Annotated in this window: 15 protein-coding genes; 14 read left to right on the forward strand and 1 reads right to left on the reverse strand. The window is 71.2% G+C overall.

The window, feature by feature from the left end; genetic code table 11:
• Window positions 1-177 precede the first annotated feature (177 nt).
• Window positions 178-678 (reverse strand): transcriptional regulator BldD, encoded by a 501-nt coding sequence (gene bldD, locus ACZ7DE_RS19225; protein ID WP_030785871.1) that lies wholly within the window; start codon window positions 676-678, stop codon window positions 178-180.
• Window positions 679-918: 240 nt separating this feature from the next.
• Between bldD and pyrR the strand changes: the two genes are divergently transcribed.
• From pyrR to ACZ7DE_RS19295, 14 genes are all read left to right on the forward strand, one after another.
• The gene (gene pyrR, locus ACZ7DE_RS19230; RefSeq protein WP_470762646.1) at window positions 919-1503 is read left to right on the forward strand and encodes a bifunctional pyr operon transcriptional regulator/uracil phosphoribosyltransferase PyrR; all 585 of its coding nucleotides are present in this window, start codon (window positions 919-921) and stop codon (window positions 1501-1503) included.
• Window positions 1504-1601: 98 nt separating this feature from the next.
• A complete protein-coding gene (locus ACZ7DE_RS19235; RefSeq protein WP_470762648.1) occupies window positions 1602-2582 on the forward strand; it encodes an aspartate carbamoyltransferase catalytic subunit in 981 nt (326 codons plus the stop codon).
• A gap of 5 nt (window positions 2583-2587) precedes the next feature.
• A complete protein-coding gene (locus ACZ7DE_RS19240; RefSeq protein ID WP_470762650.1) occupies window positions 2588-3874 on the forward strand; it encodes a dihydroorotase in 1287 nt (428 codons plus the stop codon).
• Window positions 3871-4461 carry a PH-like domain-containing protein gene (locus tag ACZ7DE_RS19245; protein ID WP_470762652.1) on the forward strand — a complete coding sequence of 197 codons (591 nt, stop codon included), beginning with the start codon at window positions 3871-3873 and terminating at the stop codon, window positions 4459-4461. The genes ACZ7DE_RS19240 and ACZ7DE_RS19245 overlap by 4 nt, the downstream gene beginning before the upstream one ends.
• On the forward strand, window positions 4458-5600 hold the full coding sequence (carA, locus tag ACZ7DE_RS19250) for a glutamine-hydrolyzing carbamoyl-phosphate synthase small subunit (RefSeq protein WP_470762655.1): 1143 nt from the start codon (window positions 4458-4460) through the stop codon (window positions 5598-5600). The genes ACZ7DE_RS19245 and carA overlap by 4 nt, the downstream gene beginning before the upstream one ends.
• Window positions 5593-8901: a carbamoyl-phosphate synthase large subunit gene (gene carB / locus ACZ7DE_RS19255; RefSeq protein WP_470762656.1), complete on the forward strand. Its 3309-nt coding sequence runs from the start codon at window positions 5593-5595 to the stop codon at window positions 8899-8901. Before carA ends, carB begins: the two co-directional genes overlap by 8 nt.
• A 79-nt stretch (window positions 8902-8980) precedes the next feature.
• Window positions 8981-10087: a quinone-dependent dihydroorotate dehydrogenase gene (locus tag ACZ7DE_RS19260; RefSeq protein WP_470762844.1), complete on the forward strand. Its 1107-nt coding sequence runs from the start codon at window positions 8981-8983 to the stop codon at window positions 10085-10087.
• Entirely contained in the window at window positions 10084-10926 is an 843-nt protein-coding gene (gene pyrF, locus ACZ7DE_RS19265) for an orotidine-5'-phosphate decarboxylase (RefSeq protein WP_470762658.1), read from the forward strand. Before ACZ7DE_RS19260 ends, pyrF begins: the two co-directional genes overlap by 4 nt.
• Before the next feature lie 277 nt (window positions 10927-11203).
• Entirely contained in the window at window positions 11204-11527 is a 324-nt protein-coding gene (locus tag ACZ7DE_RS19270) for an integration host factor (protein WP_003977346.1), read from the forward strand.
• Between the two features lie 61 nt (window positions 11528-11588).
• Entirely contained in the window at window positions 11589-12182 is a 594-nt protein-coding gene (gmk, locus tag ACZ7DE_RS19275) for a guanylate kinase (RefSeq protein ID WP_470762660.1), read from the forward strand.
• Window positions 12183-12246: 64 nt separating this feature from the next.
• Window positions 12247-12519: a DNA-directed RNA polymerase subunit omega gene (gene rpoZ, locus ACZ7DE_RS19280; RefSeq protein ID WP_003988945.1), complete on the forward strand. Its 273-nt coding sequence runs from the start codon at window positions 12247-12249 to the stop codon at window positions 12517-12519.
• A 123-nt stretch (window positions 12520-12642) separates the two neighbouring features.
• Window positions 12643-13845 carry a bifunctional phosphopantothenoylcysteine decarboxylase/phosphopantothenate--cysteine ligase CoaBC gene (gene coaBC / locus ACZ7DE_RS19285; protein WP_470762662.1) on the forward strand — a complete coding sequence of 401 codons (1203 nt, stop codon included), beginning with the start codon at window positions 12643-12645 and terminating at the stop codon, window positions 13843-13845.
• Between the two features lie 239 nt (window positions 13846-14084).
• The gene (gene metK, locus ACZ7DE_RS19290) at window positions 14085-15293 is read left to right on the forward strand and encodes a methionine adenosyltransferase (RefSeq protein WP_470762664.1); all 1209 of its coding nucleotides are present in this window, start codon (window positions 14085-14087) and stop codon (window positions 15291-15293) included.
• Between the two features lie 200 nt (window positions 15294-15493).
• Window positions 15494-17659 (forward strand): primosomal protein N', encoded by a 2166-nt coding sequence (locus tag ACZ7DE_RS19295; protein ID WP_470762666.1) that lies wholly within the window; start codon window positions 15494-15496, stop codon window positions 17657-17659.
• Window positions 17660-17764: the final 105 nt, after the last annotated feature.

Below are 17764 nucleotides of genomic sequence, written 5' to 3' on the forward strand. Positions count from 1 at the left end.
GGGTCGCTCCTAGGAAGACTAGCTCGCCCCCCTCATTTTTGGGGGGGGGAGATGTTGTGGGGCCCCCCAAAACGCTGTTTTTTCCCTTTCCGTCTTCCCCCCCCCCCCACAGGGATGGCCGGAACCGTCCGGTTCCGGCCATCCCGAGGGTACGTTTCTGCTCAACCGCGGAGCGGGCTAGTTCTCCTCGTGGGAGACGGCGCGACGCGCGTCCGCGTCCAGGACGCCCCAGCTGATCAGCTGCTCGGTCAGGACCGAGGGCGACTGGTCGTAGATGACGGCGAGGGTGCGCAGGTCGTCCTGGCGGATCGACAGCACCTTGCCGTTGTAGTCACCGCGCTGCGACTGGATCGTGGCCGCGTAGCGCTGCAGCGGGCCCGCCTTCTCGACCGGCACGTGAGCCAGTCGCTCCAGGTCCAGGACCAGCTTCGGCGGCGGCTCGGCCGCTCCGCCCGGGGTGGTGCCCGGCAGCAGTTCCTGCACGGGAACGCCGTAGAAATCCGCCAACTCGGCAAGGCGCTGCACGGTCACGGCGCGGTCGCCGCGCTCGTAAGAACCGACCACGACCGCCTTCCAGCGTCCCTGGGACTTCTCCTCGACACCGTGGAGGGAAAGGCCCTGCTGGGTGCGGATCGCCCGGAGCTTGGCCCCGAGCTGTTTGGCGTATTCGCTGGACATATGGCTCCCGGCAATGGGTCGACGCGGTACGAGCCGCGTGCTGGTAACTCACTGTGAGGTTACGCAGCGTGATTCTTCTGCGTCAAGCCGAATGGTCCACACCGACGCTTCCGTGGTATCGGTGGCCGATTAGGCCAAGGGGGTGATCAGGGGGGTCGTCGGGGCCTGCTACCGTGGATGGCGCAAATCCGACGTCCTTTAAGGTCCGTCCCGTGAGGCGGAGAAGGAGGTCCGTTTCGTATGGACAAGCAGGACTTTGAGCAGGATCCCGGGCAGGCCGACGCGCGGCCCGTCCTCGAGGCCCCCGATATCGCGCGTGTGCTGACCCGTATCGCCCACGAGATCGTCGAACGCGCCAAGGGCGCCGACGACGTGGTCCTCCTCGGCATCCCGACCCGCGGCGTCTTCCTCGCCCAGCGGCTCGGCGCCAAGCTCGAGCAGGTCACCGACCGCAAGATCCCCGTCGGCTCCCTCGACATCACCATGTACCGCGACGACCTGCGCATGCACCCTCCGCGTGCGCTGGCCCGCACCGAGATCCCCGGCGACGGCCTGGACGGCAAGCTGGTCGTCCTCGTGGACGACGTGCTCTTCTCCGGCCGCACCATCCGCGCCGCCCTCGACGCGCTCAACGACCTCGGGCGCCCGCGCGCGGTGCAGCTCGCGGTCCTTGTCGACCGCGGCCACCGCGAACTGCCCATCCGCGCCGACTACGTGGGCAAGAACCTCCCCACGTCGCTGCGGGAGACGGTCAAGGTCCAGCTCGCCGAGGAGGACGGTCGCGACACCGTGCTGCTCGGTGTGAAGCAGACCGCCCAGCAGTAGCACGCGCGCGTACGGCCTCACCGCCGTGCGTCCCGCAGGCGTGCCCCTGCCTGCCCGGAACCTCCCGAATTCCTGAACTGCCTTACGGAGCCTGACAGATGCAGCGTCATCTCATCTCGGCCGCCGACCTCACCCGCGACGACGCCGTCCTCATCCTCGACACCGCCGAGGAGATGGCACGGGTGGCCGACCGGCCCATCAAGAAACTGCCCACCCTGCGCGGCCGCACGATCGTCAACCTCTTCTTCGAGGACTCCACGCGCACGCGCATCTCGTTCGAGGCCGCCGAGAAGCGGCTGTCCGCGGACGTCATCAACTTCTCCGCCAAGGGCTCGAGCGTGTCCAAGGGCGAGTCCCTGAAGGACACCGCCCAGACGCTGGAGGCCATGGGCGTCGACGCGGTCGTCATCCGGCACGGGGCCTCCGGCGCGCCGTACCGGCTGGCCACTTCCGGCTGGATCGACGCGGTCGTCGTCAACGCCGGCGACGGCACCCACCAGCACCCCACCCAGGCCCTCCTGGACGCCTTCACCATGCGCCGCCGCCTGGTCGGCCGGGACGCCGGGCTCGGCCGGGACCTCTCCGGCAAGCGCATCACGATCGTCGGCGACGTCCTGCACAGCCGGGTCGCCCGCTCCAACGTCGACCTGCTGCACACGCTCGGCGCCGAGGTCACCCTGGTCGCCCCGCCCACGCTGGTGCCGGTCGGCATCGAGGCCTGGCCCTGCGAGGTGTCGTACGACCTCGACAGCACGCTGCCCAAGTCCGACGCGGTGATGATGCTGCGCGTGCAGCGCGAGCGGATGAACGCCGCGTTCTTCCCGACCGAGCGCGAGTACTCGCGGCGCTACGGCCTCGACGGCGACCGGATGGCGCGGATGCCCGAGCACGCCGTCGTGATGCACCCCGGCCCCATGGTGCGCGGCATGGAGATCACCGCCGAGGTCGCCGACTCCGAGCGCTGCACCGTCGTCGAACAGGTCGCCAACGGCGTGTCCATCCGGATGGCCGTCCTCTACCTGCTCCTGGGCGGCAACGAACCCGCCGTCAGCCACGCCCGTACCACCGAGGAGAAGTAACAGACATGAGCAAGATCCTGATCCGTGGTGCGAAGGTGCTCGGCGGCGAGCAGCAGGACGTCCTGGTCGACGGCGAGACCATCGCCGAGGTGGGCCGGGGGCTGTCGGCCGACGGCGCCGAGGTCGTCGAGGCCGCGGGCAAGGTGCTGCTGCCGGGCCTGGTCGACCTGCACACCCACCTGCGCGAGCCGGGCCGCGAGGACTCCGAGACCGTCCTCACCGGCACCCGCGCGGCGGCCCGCGGCGGCTACACGGCCGTCTTCGCCATGGCCAACACCTTCCCCGTCGCCGACACCGCCGGCGTGGTCGAGCAGGTCTACCGGCTCGGCCGGGAGCACGGATACTGCGACGTGCAGCCCATCGGCGCGGTCACCGTCGGCCTGGAGGGGCGCAAGCTCGCCGAGCTGGGCGCCATGCACGAGTCGGCCGCCGGCGTCACCGTCTTCTCCGACGACGGCAAGTGCGTCGACGACGCCGTGATCATGCGGCGCGCCCTGGAGTACGTGAAGGCCTTCGGCGGGGTCGTCGCCCAGCACGCGCAGGAGCCCCGGCTGACCGAGGGCGCGCAGATGAACGAGGGCGTCGTCTCGGCCGAGCTGGGCCTCGGGGGCTGGCCCGCGGTGGCCGAGGAGTCGATCATCGCCCGGGACGTCCTGCTCGCCGAGCACGTCGGCTCCCGCGTCCACATCTGCCACCTGTCGACCGCGGGGTCGGTCGAGATCGTCCGCTGGGCCAAGTCCCGCGGCATCGACGTGACCGCCGAGGTCACCCCGCACCACCTGCTCCTGACGGACGAGCTGGTCCGGTCGTACAACCCGGTCTACAAGGTGAACCCGCCGCTGCGCACCGAGCGGGACGTGCTCGCGCTGCGCGAGGCCCTCGCCGACGGCACGATCGACATCGTGGCCACCGACCACGCCCCGCACCCGCACGAGGACAAGGACTGCGAGTGGGCCGCGGCCGCCATGGGCATGGTCGGCCTGGAGACCGCGCTGTCGGTGGTCCAGGAGACGATGGTGGGGACGGGCCTGCTGGACTGGGCCGGGGTCGCCGACCGCATGTCCTTCGCGCCGGCCAGGATCGGGCGGGCGCAGGGCCACGGGCGGCCCGTCTCGGCTGGTGAGCCCGCCAACCTCACGCTCGTCGACACGGAATACCGTGGGTCCGTGGACCCCGCGGGCTTCGCCTCGCGCAGCCGGAACACCCCGTACGAGGGGCGTGAGCTGCCGGGCCGTGTCACGCACACCTGGCTCCGGGGCAAGGCCACGCTCGTCGACGGGAAGCTCACGTGACATCTGCAGCACTACTGCTCGCGGCCGAGAAGGAATCGGCCCAAGTGACCGACTGGGCGGCCCGGATCGGCTGGGTGGTCGGCCTCGGCCTCTTCGTCGCGCTCGTGTACTGGCTGATGCGCGAGGGCTGGAAGTGGCGCGGCACGCTCCAGGGCGACCTGCCCGAGCTCCCTGTCGCGCCCTCCGAGCCGGGCGGGGCGAGACTGACCGTGTTGTCGATGAGCGGCCGCTACCACGGTTCCACCACCGCCGGGCAGTGGCTCGACCGCATCGTGGCGCACGGCCTGGGCACCCGCAGCCGGGTCGAGCTCACCCTGACGGACGCGGGACTGGACGTCGTGCGCCCCGGCGCCACCGACTTCTTCGTCCCGGCGGCCGCACTGCGCGAGGCCCGGCTCGACAAGGGCATCGCGGGCAAGGTCCTCACCGAGGGCGGACTGCTGGTGGTGACCTGGGCGCACGGCGACCGGCTGCTGGACTCCGGGTTCCGCTCGGACCACGCGGCCGAGCACGACGAGTGGGTCGCCGCCATCAACTCGATGATCGACAAGACGGAAAATCCGACGGAAACGGAAGGCGCACGATGACGACCTCCACCAGGGGAGCCGCAAGGGTTCCCGCCGTACTAGTCCTGGAGGACGGGCGGAGCTTCCGCGGCCGTGCCTACGGGGCCGTGGGGGAGACCTTCGGCGAAGCGGTGTTCTCCACCGGCATGACCGGCTACCAGGAGACCCTGACCGACCCCTCGTACGACCGGCAGATCGTCGTCGCGACCGCCCCGCAGATCGGCAACACCGGCTGGAACGACGAGGACGACGAGTCCGCCCGCATCTGGGTCTCCGGCTACGTCGTGCGCGACCCCGCGCGCGTGGCGTCCAACTGGCGGTCCAAGCGCTCCCTGGACGACGAGCTCGTCGCCCAGGGCGTCGTCGGGATCTCCGGCATCGACACCCGCGCCCTCACCCGCCACCTGCGCGAGCGCGGCTCGATGCGCGCCGGCATCTTCTCCGGCGAGTCGATCGCCTCGGAGGCCGAGCTCATCGAGCGCGTGCAGGCCCAGCCGCACATGAAGGGCGCGAGCCTCTACGAGGAGGTCGCCACCCAGGAGGCCTACGTCGTCCCGGCGGTCGGCGAGAAACGGTTCACCGTCGCCGCCATCGACCTCGGCATCAAGGGCATGACCCCGCACCGCATGGCCGAGCGCGGCATCGAGGTGCACGTGCTGCCCGCGACGGCCTCGGCGGACGAGGTGTACGCCGTGAACCCCGACGGCGTGTTCTTCTCCAACGGCCCGGGCGACCCGGCCACCGCGGACGGCCCGGTCGCGCTGATGACCGAGGTGCTGGAGCGCAGGACGCCGCTGTTCGGCATCTGCTTCGGCAACCAGATCCTCGGCCGCGCCCTCGGCTTCGGCACCTACAAGCTGAAGTACGGGCACCGGGGCATCAACCAGCCGGTCCAGGACCGCACGACCGGCAAGGTCGAGGTCACCGCGCACAACCACGGCTTCGCCGTGGACGCGCCGCTCGACCAGGTCAGCGAGACGAAGTTCGGCCGCGCCGAGGTCTCCCACGTCTGCCTCAACGACGATGTCGTGGAAGGCCTGCAGCTGCTCGACCAGCCGGCCTTCTCCGTCCAGTACCACCCCGAAGCGGCAGCGGGTCCTCACGACGCCGCATACCTTTTCGACCGGTTCGTATCCCTGATGGAGGGCCAGCGTGCCTAAGCGCACCGATATCCAGTCCGTCCTGGTCATCGGCTCCGGCCCGATCGTCATCGGCCAGGCCGCCGAGTTCGACTACTCCGGCACCCAGGCGTGCCGCATCCTGCGCGCCGAAGGCCTGCGCGTCATCCTGGTGAACTCCAACCCGGCGACGATCATGACCGACCCGGAGATCGCCGACGCCACCTACGTCGAGCCGATCACCCCCGAGTTCGTCGAGAAGATCATCGCCAAGGAGCGCCCGGACGTCCTGCTGCCGACGCTCGGCGGCCAGACGGCCCTCAACACCGCGATCTCCATGCACGAGCAGGGTGTGCTGGAGAAGTACGGCGTCGAGCTGATCGGCGCCAACGTCGAGGCCATCAACAAGGGCGAGGACCGCGACCTGTTCAAGGGCGTGGTCGAGGCCGTCCGCGAGAAGATCGGGCACGGCGAGTCCGCCCGGTCCGTGATCTGCCACTCCATGGACGACGTGATCGCGGGCGTCGAGACGCTCGGCGGGTACCCCGTCGTCGTCCGGCCCTCCTTCACCATGGGCGGCGCCGGCTCCGGCTTCGCCCACGACGAGGAGGAGCTGCGCCGCATCGCCGGCCAGGGCCTGACGCTCTCCCCGACCACCGAGGTGCTCCTGGAGGAGTCCATCCTCGGCTGGAAGGAGTACGAGCTGGAGCTGATGCGCGACAAGAACGACAACGTCGTGGTCGTCTGCTCCATCGAGAACTTCGACCCCATGGGCGTCCACACCGGAGACTCGATCACCGTCGCGCCCGCGATGACGCTGACCGACCGCGAGTACCAGCGGCTGCGCGACATCGGCATTGCGATCATCCGCGAGGTCGGCGTCGACACCGGCGGCTGCAACATCCAGTTCGCGGTCAACCCCGACGACGGCCGCATCATCGTCATCGAGATGAACCCGCGCGTCTCGCGTTCGTCGGCCCTCGCCTCCAAGGCGACCGGCTTCCCGATCGCCAAGATCGCGGCCAAGCTCGCCGTCGGCTACACCCTCGACGAGATCCCGAACGACATCACGAAGGAGACCCCGGCCTCCTTCGAGCCGACGCTCGACTACGTGGTCGTGAAGGCCCCGCGCTTCGCCTTCGAGAAGTTCCCGAGCGCCGACTCCACGCTGACGACCACCATGAAATCGGTCGGCGAGGCCATGGCCATCGGCCGCAACTTCACCGAGGCCTTCCAGAAGGCGCTGCGCTCGCTGGAGAAGAAGGGCAGCCAGTTCACCTTCGTCGGCGAGCCCGGCGACAAGGACGAGCTGCTGCGCGAGGCCGTCCGGCCCACCGACGGCCGCATCAACACCGTCATGCAGGCCATCCGTGCGGGCGCCACGCCCGAGGAGGTCTTCGAGTACACCAAGATCGACCCCTGGTTCGTCGACCAGCTCTTCCTGATCAAGGAGACCGCCGACGAGCTGGCCGCCGCCGACCGGCTGGACGGCGACCTGCTCGCCGAGGCCAAGCGGCACGGCTTCTCCGACCACCAGATCGCCGAGATCCGCGGGCTGCGCGAGGACGTCGTCCGCGAGGTCCGCCACGCGCTGGGCGTGCGTCCGGTCTACAAGACGGTCGACACCTGCGCCGCCGAGTTCGCGGCGAAGACGCCGTACTTCTACTCCTCCTACGACGAGGAGAGCGAGGTCGCGCCGCGCGAGAAGCCCGCGGTGATCATCCTGGGCTCGGGCCCGAACCGCATCGGCCAGGGCATCGAGTTCGACTACTCCTGCGTCCACGCCTCCTTCGCGCTGAGCGCCGCGGGCTACGAGACCGTGATGGTCAACTGCAACCCGGAGACCGTCTCCACGGACTACGACACCTCCGACCGCCTGTACTTCGAGCCGCTGACGCTGGAAGACGTGCTGGAGATCGTGCACGCGGAGTCGCTGGCCGGCCCGATCGCCGGTGTCGTCGTCCAGCTCGGCGGCCAGACCCCGCTCGGTCTTGCGCAGGCTCTGAAGGACAACGGCGTGCCGATCGTCGGCACCTCGCCCGAGGCCATCCACGCGGCGGAGGACCGGGGCGCCTTCGGGCGCGTGCTCGCCGAGGCCGGCCTGCCGGCCCCCAAGCACGGCACGGCCACCACCTTCGCCGAGGCCAAGGCCATCGCGGACGAGATCGGCTACCCGGTCCTCGTGCGGCCCTCGTACGTGCTCGGCGGCCGCGGCATGGAGATCGTCTACGACGAGACCCGGCTGTCGTCCTACATCGCCGAGTCGACCGAGATCAGCCCCACCCGGCCGGTCCTGGTCGACCGCTTCCTCGACGATGCGATCGAGATCGACGTCGACGCCCTCTACGACGGCGTCGAGCTGTACCTCGGCGGCGTCATGGAGCACATCGAGGAGGCCGGCATCCACTCCGGCGACTCGGCGTGCGCCCTGCCCCCGATCACCCTGGGCGGCTTCGACATCAAGCGCCTGCGGGCCTCCACCGAGGCGATCGCCAAGGGCGTGGGCGTGCGCGGCCTGATCAACATCCAGTTCGCGATGGCCGGCGACATCCTCTACGTGCTGGAGGCCAACCCGCGCGCGTCCCGCACCGTCCCCTTCACCTCGAAGGCGACCGCGGTGCCGCTGGCGAAGGCCGCCGCCCGGATCTCGCTGGGCGCGAGCATCGCCGAGCTGCGGGCGGAGGGACTGCTCCCGGCCACCGGCGACGGCGGCGAGCTGCCGCTGGACGCGCCGATCTCCGTCAAGGAGGCCGTGATGCCGTGGAGCCGCTTCCGGGACACCTCAGGCCGCGGCGTCGACACCGTCCTCGGCCCGGAGATGCGCTCCACCGGCGAGGTCATGGGCATCGACTCCGTCTTCGGCACGGCGTACGCCAAGTCGCAGGCGGGCGCCTACGGCCCGCTGCCCACCAAGGGCCGCGCGTTCATCTCGGTCGCCAACCGCGACAAGCGCTCGATGATCTTCCCGGCGCGCGAGCTGGTCGGCCACGGCTTCGAGCTGCTCGCCACCTCCGGCACGGCCGAGGTGCTCCGGCGCAACGGCATCAACGCCACGGTCGTGCGCAAGCAGTCCGAGGGCACCGGCCCGAACGGTGAGAAGACCATCGTCCAGCTCATCCACGAGGGCGAGGTCGACCTCATCGTCAACACCCCGTACGGCACCGGCGGCCGCCTCGACGGCTACGAGATCCGCACGGCGGCCGTGGCGCGGTCCGTGCCCTGCCTGACGACGGTCCAGGCGCTCGCCGCCGCCGTCCAGGGCATCGACGCCCTCAACCACGGTGACGTGGGCGTCCGCTCGCTCCAGGAACACGCCGAACAGCTGATCGCGGCCCGCGACTAGCAGCCCCGAGGGGGACACCGGAAAACGGTGTCCCCCTCTTCATGAGACCTCTTCGTGAGGCTCCTTCGAGGACATGACCATGTACAAGCTCTTCTTCCGCCTGGTCTTCCAGCGGATGGACCCCGAGCAGGCCCATTACCTGGCGTTCCGCTGGATCCGCCTGGCCGTCCGCGTCCCGGTGCTGCGCACGTTCGTCGCGGCCGCGCTGGCCCCCCGCTACAAGGAGCTGCGCACCGAGGCCTTCGGCCTGCGCATGCACGGCCCCTTCGGGCTCGCGGCCGGCTTCGACAAGAACGCGATCGCGATCGACGGCATGTCGATGCTCGGCTTCGACCATGTCGAGATCGGCACGGTCACCGGCGAGCCGCAGCCCGGCAACCCCAAGCAGCGCCTGTTCCGGCTCGTGAAGGACCGGGCGCTCATCAACCGCATGGGCTTCAACAACGACGGTTCGCTGGCCGTCGCCGCGCGTCTGGCCTCCCGCACGCCCGTCTTCAAGCCCGTGGTCGGCGTCAACATCGGCAAGACCAAGGTCGTGCCCGAGGAGGAGGCCGTCGGCGACTACGTGAAGTCGGCCGAGCGCCTCGCGCCCCACGCCGACTACCTGGTCGTCAACGTGTCCTCGCCGAACACCCCGGGGCTGCGCAACCTCCAGGCCACCGAGGCGCTGCGGCCGCTGCTGAGCGCCGTCCGCGAGGCCGCCGACCGCGTGGTGACCACGCGCCGCGTCCCGCTGCTCGTGAAGATCGCCCCGGACCTCGCCGACGAGGACGTCGACGCGGTCGCCGACCTGGCGGTGGAGCTCGGCCTGGACGGGATCATCGCCACCAACACCACCATCGCGCGCGAGGGCCTCGGGCTGACGTCCGATCCCTCGCTGGTGAAGGAGACCGGCGGGCTGTCCGGCGCGCCCCTGAAGGCCCGCTCCCTGGAGGTGCTGCGCCGCCTCTACGCGCGCGTGGGCGACCGCATCACCCTCGTGGGCGTCGGCGGCGTCGAGACCGCCGAGGACGTCTGGCAGCGCATCCTGGCCGGCGCCACCCTGGTCCAGGGGTACAGCGCCTTCGTCTACGAGGGTCCCTTCTGGGGGCGCGCGATCCACAAGGGCCTCGCCGCGCGCCTGCGCACGAGCCCCTACGCCACTCTCGCCGACGCGGTCGGCGCCGACGTGAGGAAGACGGCATGACCCTGGAGCCCTTCGGCGCGCGGCTGCGTCGCGCCATGGACGAGCGCGGCCCCCTGTGCGTCGGCATCGACCCGCACTCCTCCCTGCTCGCCGAGTGGGGTCTCAATGACGACGTCGCCGGCCTGGAGCGGTTCAGCCGCACGGTCGTCGAGGCGACGGCCGACCGGGTCGCCCTGCTGAAGCCGCAGAGCGCGTTCTTCGAGCGGTTCGGCTCGCGCGGGGTCGCCGTCCTGGAGAGGTCGGTGCAGGAGGCGCGGGCGGCCGGCGCGCTGGTCGTGATGGACGCCAAGCGCGGTGACATCGGCTCGACGATGGCCGCGTACGCCGAGTCCTTCCTGCACAAGGACGCGCCGCTGTTCTCCGACGCGCTCACCGTCTCGCCGTACCTCGGCTACGGGTCGCTCTCGCCGGCGGTGGCGCTGGCCCGCGAGAGCGGTGCGGGGCTGTTCGTGCTGGCGCTGACCTCCAACCCGGAGGGCGGCGAGGTGCAGCACGCGGTGCGCGCCGACGGACGGAACGTGGGCGCGACGATGCTGGCGCACCTGGCCGCCGAGAACCTGGGGGAGGAGCCGCTGGGCTCCTTCGGCGCGGTCGTCGGCGCCACGCTGGGCGACCTGTCGGCGTACGACCTCGACATCAACGGGCCGTTGCTCGCGCCCGGCGTGGGCGCCCAGGGGGCGACCCCGGCCGATCTTCCACGGGTCTTCGGGTCCGCGCTGCGCAACGTCGTGCCGAACGTGAGCCGGGGCGTGCTGCGCCACGGTCCCGACGTCGTCGCTCTGCGTGACGCCGTGGAGCGGTTCGAGCGAGAGGTGCGCGCCGCTGTGGCGTCCGCCTGAGGGGCGCCGGCCGCCCGACCGGGGGCTCGGGCGGGCGGCCGGGGGCCGACTTGAGTCTGGATACATCCTCAAATCCTGGGCACTATGTCTTAAATGTCCGGTCCTATGGAGGCTGACCAGGACTTTTCCTCTGTTCTCGCTGACTCTGGCGGAGTTGGCCGCTAGTCTCCGACGGAGAGTGAACGGGCAGCGTGTTGCTCGTGGCTCACCAGGTGAGGGGCGACTAGGTTCCTCACCGGTCCGTATCCGACAGTTCGACATCCGAGGTGACGTAGGCGTGGCTCTTCCGCCCCTTACCCCCGAACAGCGCGCAGCCGCGCTCGAAAAGGCCGCCGCGGCTCGCCGGGAGCGGGCCGAGGTCAAGAATCGACTCAAGCACTCCGGTGCCTCGCTTCACGAGGTCATCAAGCAGGGTCAGGAAAACGACGTCATCGGCAAGATGAAGGTCTCCGCCCTCCTGGAGTCGCTCCCGGGCGTGGGCAAGGTCCGCGCCAAGCAGATCATGGAGCGACTCGGCATCTCCGAGAGCCGCCGCGTGCGCGGTCTCGGTTCCAACCAGATCGCCTCCCTGGAGCGTGAGTTCGGCAGCACCGGCTCCTGATTCCCGGGTCCTGCCGGGAAGGGAGTCCCGGGCACTCCGGGATTGCTGGAATAATCGCTGCATGGCTGCAACATTCCGGGGGACGACCCCCGAGCCCCCGGACGTACGTCCGCGGCTGACCGTGCTCTCCGGCCCCTCCGGGGTCGGCAAGAGCACGGTCGTCGCCCATATGCGCAAGGAACACCCCGAGGTGTGGCTCTCGGTGTCGGCGACGACCCGTAGGCCCCGCCCCGGCGAGCAGCACGGTGTCCACTACTTCTTCGTCACCGACGAGGAGATGGACAAGCTGATCGCCAACGGCGAGCTGCTGGAGTGGGCCGAGTTCGCCGGCAACCGCTACGGCACTCCGCGTGCCGCCGTGCTGGAGCGCCTGGAGTCGGGCGAGCCGGTCCTCCTGGAGATCGACCTCCAGGGCGCCCGGCAGGTCCGCGAGTCCATGCCCGAGGCCCAACTGGTGTTCCTGGCTCCTCCCTCCTGGGAGGAGCTGGTGCGCCGGCTCACCGGGCGGGGCACCGAACCCCCCGAGGTCATCGAGCGCCGCCTCGCGGCGGCGAAGATCGAACTCGCGGCCGAGCCGGAGTTCGACGTGACCCTGGTCAACACCTCCGTCGAGGACGTGGCGCGTGAGCTGCTAGCCTTGATGGATGTTGTGTGATCGCGGGTCCTTCATGACTTCCGTGATCACGACCGGTCTTTTCCCATCCATCGGAAGGTAGAGCGTGTCCTCTTCCATCTCCGCGCCCGAGGGCATCATCAACCCGCCGATCGACGAGCTCCTCGAGGCCACCGACTCGAAGTACAGCCTCGTGATCTACGCGGCCAAGCGGGCCCGCCAGATCAACGCGTACTACTCGCAGCTCGGCGAGGGCCTCCTCGAGTACGTCGGTCCGCTCGTCGACACCCACGTCCACGAGAAGCCGCTCTCGATCGCCCTCCGCGAGATCAACGCCGGTCTGCTGACGTCCGAGGCTGTCGAAGGCCCGGCCCAGTAGTATTTTCGGCTCGCAATTGGTTTTTCCACAGGCCCGGCAGCGCGACTGCCGGGCCTGTGGTGTGTGATGGACCCGTACGCCGGGAGCCGCGGCGGACGAGTCGTCGAAGGTCGGGGAGAGACGGTGGACAAGCCGAAGGTCGTTCTCGGGGTCAGTGGGGGCATCGCCGCCTACAAGGCCTGCGAGCTGCTGCGCAGACTGACGGAGTCGGGTCATGACGTACGCGTCGTCCCCACCGCCTCCGCGTTGCACTTCGTCGGCGCCGCCACCTGGTCCGCCCTCTCCGGTCACCCCGTCTCCACGGAGGTCTGGGACGACGTCCACGAGGTCCCGCACGTTCGCATCGGCCAGCACGCCGACCTGGTGGTCGTCGCCCCGGCCACGGCCGACACGCTCGCCAGGGCCGCCCACGGCCTTGCCGACGACCTCCTCACCAACACCCTGCTCACCGCCCGCTGTCCGGTCGTCTTCGCCCCCGCGATGCACACCGAGATGTGGGAGCACCCGGCCACCCAGGAGAACGTGGCGACGCTGCGCCGCCGGGGCGCCGTCGTGATCGAACCGGCCGTCGGCCGCCTCACCGGCGTCGACACCGGCAAGGGCCGGCTGCCCGATCCCGGCGAGATCTTCGAGGTCTGCCGGCGCGTCCTGGCCAGGGGCGTGCGGGAGCCCGACCTGACCGGCCGGCACGTGGTGGTGAGCGCCGGCGGCACCCGCGAGCCCCTCGACCCGGTCCGCTTCCTCGGTAACCGCTCCTCCGGCAAGCAGGGCTACGCCCTCGCCCGCACCGCCGCCGCCCGGGGCGCCCGCGTCACGCTGATCGCGGCGAACACCGGGCTGCCCGACCCGGCCGGGGTCGACGTCGTCCAGGTCGGCACCGCCGTGCAACTGCGCGAGGCCGTCCTGAAGGCGGCCGCCGACGCCGACGCGGTCGTCATGGCGGCCGCCGTGGCGGATTTCCGGCCGGAGACCTACGCGACCGGAAAGATCAAGAAGAAGGACGGCAAGGAACCGGACCCGATCGTCCTGGTGCGAAATCCGGACATCCTCGCGGAGGTGTCCGCCGACCGGGCGCGCCCCAATCAGGTGGTCGTGGGCTTCGCCGCCGAGACCGACGACGTGCTCGCCAACGGTCGGAAGAAGCTCCGCCGCAAGGGGTGCGATCTGCTGGTGGTGAACGAGGTGGGGGAGCGCAGGACGTTCGGATCCGAGGAGAACGAGGCGGTCGTGCTGGGGGCCGACGGCAGTGAAACGCCCGTGGCACACGGCCCCAAGGAGGCCCTGGCCGAAATCGTGTGGGACCTGGTGACGCGGCGACTCGGCTGACTGTTCGATACGCCTCGCCGATGCCTCGTGCCTCGCTCGATTCGGTCGCGGGCCCCTGGCCAAGGGCGCTCGGCTTTCGGCAGAATGCCCGTGCCGCAGGTCACAGCGCTCCCGAGAGGCGAGACGGGTGGGCCGGTGGCAGGGCACGACCGATAAACTGTTCTCGGACGACGCCGGGCGCAGCTCCCGTCGCGTCCGCCAATGATCAGCCAGCAGCCGCTGCAACCCCAGGGAGCGTTGTGTCCCGTCGCCTGTTCACTTCGGAGTCTGTGACCGAGGGTCACCCCGACAAGATCGCTGACCAGATCAGCGACACCATTCTCGACGCCCTGCTGCGTGAGGACCCGACCTCCCGGGTCGCCGTCGAGACCCTGATCACGACCGGCCTGGTGCACGTGGCCGGTGAGGTCACCACCAAGGCCTACGCGCCGATCCCCCAGCTCGTGCGCGACAAGATCCTCGAGATCGGCTACGACTCCTCCAAGAAGGGCTTCGACGGCGCCTCCTGCGGCGTCTCGGTGTCCATCGGCGCGCAGTCCCCGGACATCGCCCAGGGCGTCGACACGGCGTACGAGACCCGCGTCGAGGGCGACGAGGACGAGCTGGACCGCCAGGGCGCGGGCGACCAGGGCCTGATGTTCGGCTACGCCTCCGACGAGACGCCGACGCTGATGCCGCTGCCCATCTTCCTGGCGCACCGCCTGTCGAAGCGGCTGTCGGACGTCCGCAAGAACGGGACCATCCCCTACCTGCGCCCCGACGGCAAGACCCAGGTCACCATCGAGTACGACGGCGACAAGGCGGTCCGCCTGGACACCGTCGTGGTCTCCTCGCAGCACGCGTCCGACATCGACCTGGACTCGCTGCTGGCCCCCGACATCCGTGAGTTCGTCGTGGAGCCCGAGCTCAAGGCGCTTCTGGACGACGGCATCAAGCTCGACACCGAGAACTACCGCCTGCTGGTCAACCCGACCGGCCGCTTCGAGATCGGCGGCCCGATGGGCGACGCCGGCCTCACCGGTCGCAAGATCATCATCGACACCTACGGCGGTTTCGCCCGCCACGGCGGCGGCGCCTTCTCGGGCAAGGACCCGTCCAAGGTGGACCGCTCGGCCGCCTACGCGATGCGCTGGGTGGCGAAGAACGTCGTCGCCGCGGGTCTCGCCGCGCGCTGCGAGGTCCAGGTCGCCTACGCGATCGGCAAGGCGGAGCCGGTCGGTCTCTTCGTCGAGACCTTCGGCACGGCCAAGATCGACGCCGAGAAGATCGAGAAGGCCATCGACGAGGTCTTCGACCTCCGGCCGGCCGCGATCATCCGCGACCTCGACCTGCTGCGCCCGATCTACGCCCAGACCGCTGCCTACGGCCACTTCGGCCGTGAGCTTCCCGACTTCACCTGGGAGCGCACGGACCGCGTGGACGCGCTGCGCAAGGCCGCGGGTCTGTAGTCCAGCCCCTCAGCGAAACGCCGAGGCCCGGCTCTCCTCGGAGGGCCGGGCCTCGGCGCGTCCCGGCGGGTCTCGTCCCGGTGCGGGAGTGCGGTGAAACCACGCAGGTCCGTGCCGCTGCCGGCTTGAACCCGGCAGGGTGACGCCGGGGCGCCTTCGGGCGTCCTCGGTTGTCAGTGGGGTTTGGTAAGAATGCAGGTGTGAGCAGCGAGAACGGGCAGGGGGGCGGCGAGGCCGGGGAGGGCGCGCCGCCGGAACAGCTCGCGCTCATCCGGGAGAGCGTGCGCAACGCGAAGACCCCGCGGGCCAAGCCGAGGACGTGGCGGGGGGCCGCGCTGGCGAAGGAGCTCCCTGTCGCGCGGGTGCTGGTCGACAAGGGTGTGCTCCATCTCGACCGGTACTTCGACTATGCCGTCCCGGAGGAGCTGGACGCCGACGCACAACCCGGGGTGCGGGTACGGGTGCGGTTCGGGGCCGGCCGGCACCGGGTGCGGGAGGGGCGGCGCGAGGGCGGGGGGCTCATCGACGGCTTCCTCGTCGAGCGGCTCCCCGAGTCCGACTACTCGGGGCCGCTGGCCGCACTTGCCCAGGTCGTCTCGCCCGAGCCGGTGCTGAGCCCGGAGCTGCTGGGGCTGGCGCGGGCCGTCGCCGACCGGTACGCGGGGAGCCTGGCCGATGTGCTGCAGCTGGCCGTGCCGCCCCGCAACGCGCGAGCCGAGCAGCGCCCCTCGCCCGCGCCGCTCCCGCCGCCTGCGCCGCCGCAGACCGGGACCTGGGGGAGGTACGAGCGGGGGAGCGCGTTCCTGGAGTCGCTGGAGTCCGGCGGCGCGCCGCGGGCCGTGTGGAACGCGCTGCCCGGTCCCGGGTGGACCGAGGAGATGGCACGGGCCGTCGCCGCGACGCTCGCATCGGGACGCGGGGCCCTGGTCGTCGTACCTGACGGACGGGCCGCCGCGCGTCTCGACGCGGCGCTGACGGCGTTGCTGGGGGAGGGGCGGCATGCGCTGCTCACCGCCGACGCCGGGCCCGAGAAGCGGTACCGGGAGTGGCTCGCGGTGCGACGCGGGTCCGTGCGGGCGGTCGTCGGAACGCGTGCCGCGATGTTCGCCCCGGTCCAGGACCTCGGACTGGTCGCCCTCTGGGACGACGGGGACGACAGCCACAGTGAGCAGCATGCCCCGCAGCCCCATGCCCGGGAGGTGCTGCTGCTGCGGGCCGCGCAGGACAAGTGCGGTTTCCTGCTGGGGGGTTGGAGCTTCACGGTCGAGGGCGCCCAGCTCGTGGAGACCGGGTGGGCGCGGCCGCTGGTCGCCGGCCGGGAGCAGGTGCGGCGGGCCGCTCCGCTGGTGCGGACCGTGGGGGACCAGGATCTGGCGCGGGACGAGGCCGCCCGGGCCGCTCGGCTGCCCACCCTCGCCTGGCAGGCGGTCCGCGAGGGGCTGCGGCACGGGCCGGTGCTCGTGCAGGTGCCCCGGCGCGGGTACGTGCCGCGGATGGCGTGTGCGCAGTGCCGTGCCGCCGCCCGGTGCCGGCACTGCTCCGGGCCACTGGAGGCGCGCGACGGGGGCGCGGCGGGCGCCGGTGCCCTGTGGTGCGCGTGGTGCGGGCGCGAGGAGAGCGCCTGGCACTGCCCCGAGTGCGGCTCGTTCCGTCTGCGGGCGCAGATCGTGGGCGCGCGACGCACCGCCGAGGAACTGGGGCGGGCGTTTCCCGCCGTGCCGGTGCGTACGTCCGGGCGTGAGCACGTGCTGGACACGGTGCCTGCGTCGCCCGCGCTCGTCGTGTCCACGCCCGGCGCCGAGCCGGTCGCCGAGGACGGCTACGCGGCCGCGTTGCTGCTGGACGGCTGGGCCATGCTCGGCCGCCCCGACCTGCGGGCCGGGGAGGACGCGTTGCGTCGCTGGATCGCGGCCGCCGCGCTGGTGCGTCCGCAGGAGGCCGGGGGGACCGTGGTCGTCGTCGCCGAGCCGACCCTGCGGCCCGTGCAGGCGCTGGTGCGCTGGGACCCCGTGGGGCACGCGGTGCGTGAACTCGCCGAGCGGGCCGAGCTGGGCTTTCCGCCGGTGTCGCGGATGGCCGCGGTGTCGGGGTCCGCGGAGGCGCTGGCCGCGTTCCTGGGAGCCGTCGAACTGCCTCGGGAGGCCGAGCTGCTGGGCCCTGTCCCGGTCCCGGCCACCCCCGCCGGGCGGCCTCGGCGTCCGGGAGCGCCGCCGCCCGGGGAGCAGTGGGAACGGGCGCTGATCCGGGTGCCGCCGGGGAGGGGCGCGGCGCTGGCCGCCGCGTTGAAGGCGGCGCAGGCGGCTCGGATGGCCCGGGGCGGTGAGGAGGCCGTGCGAGTGCGGATCGACCCGCCGGACATCGGGTGAGGGGTGTTGCCGGCAGGGTACGGGGGCGTTTCCCTGCTGTCTGCAGCATGGGGCCCGCGGTCTGGGGCCGGGCACCGGGTGGCCGCTGTCGTCTGCCGACCGGCG

Source organism: Streptomyces sp. NPDC037083 (genome assembly GCF_055606485.1).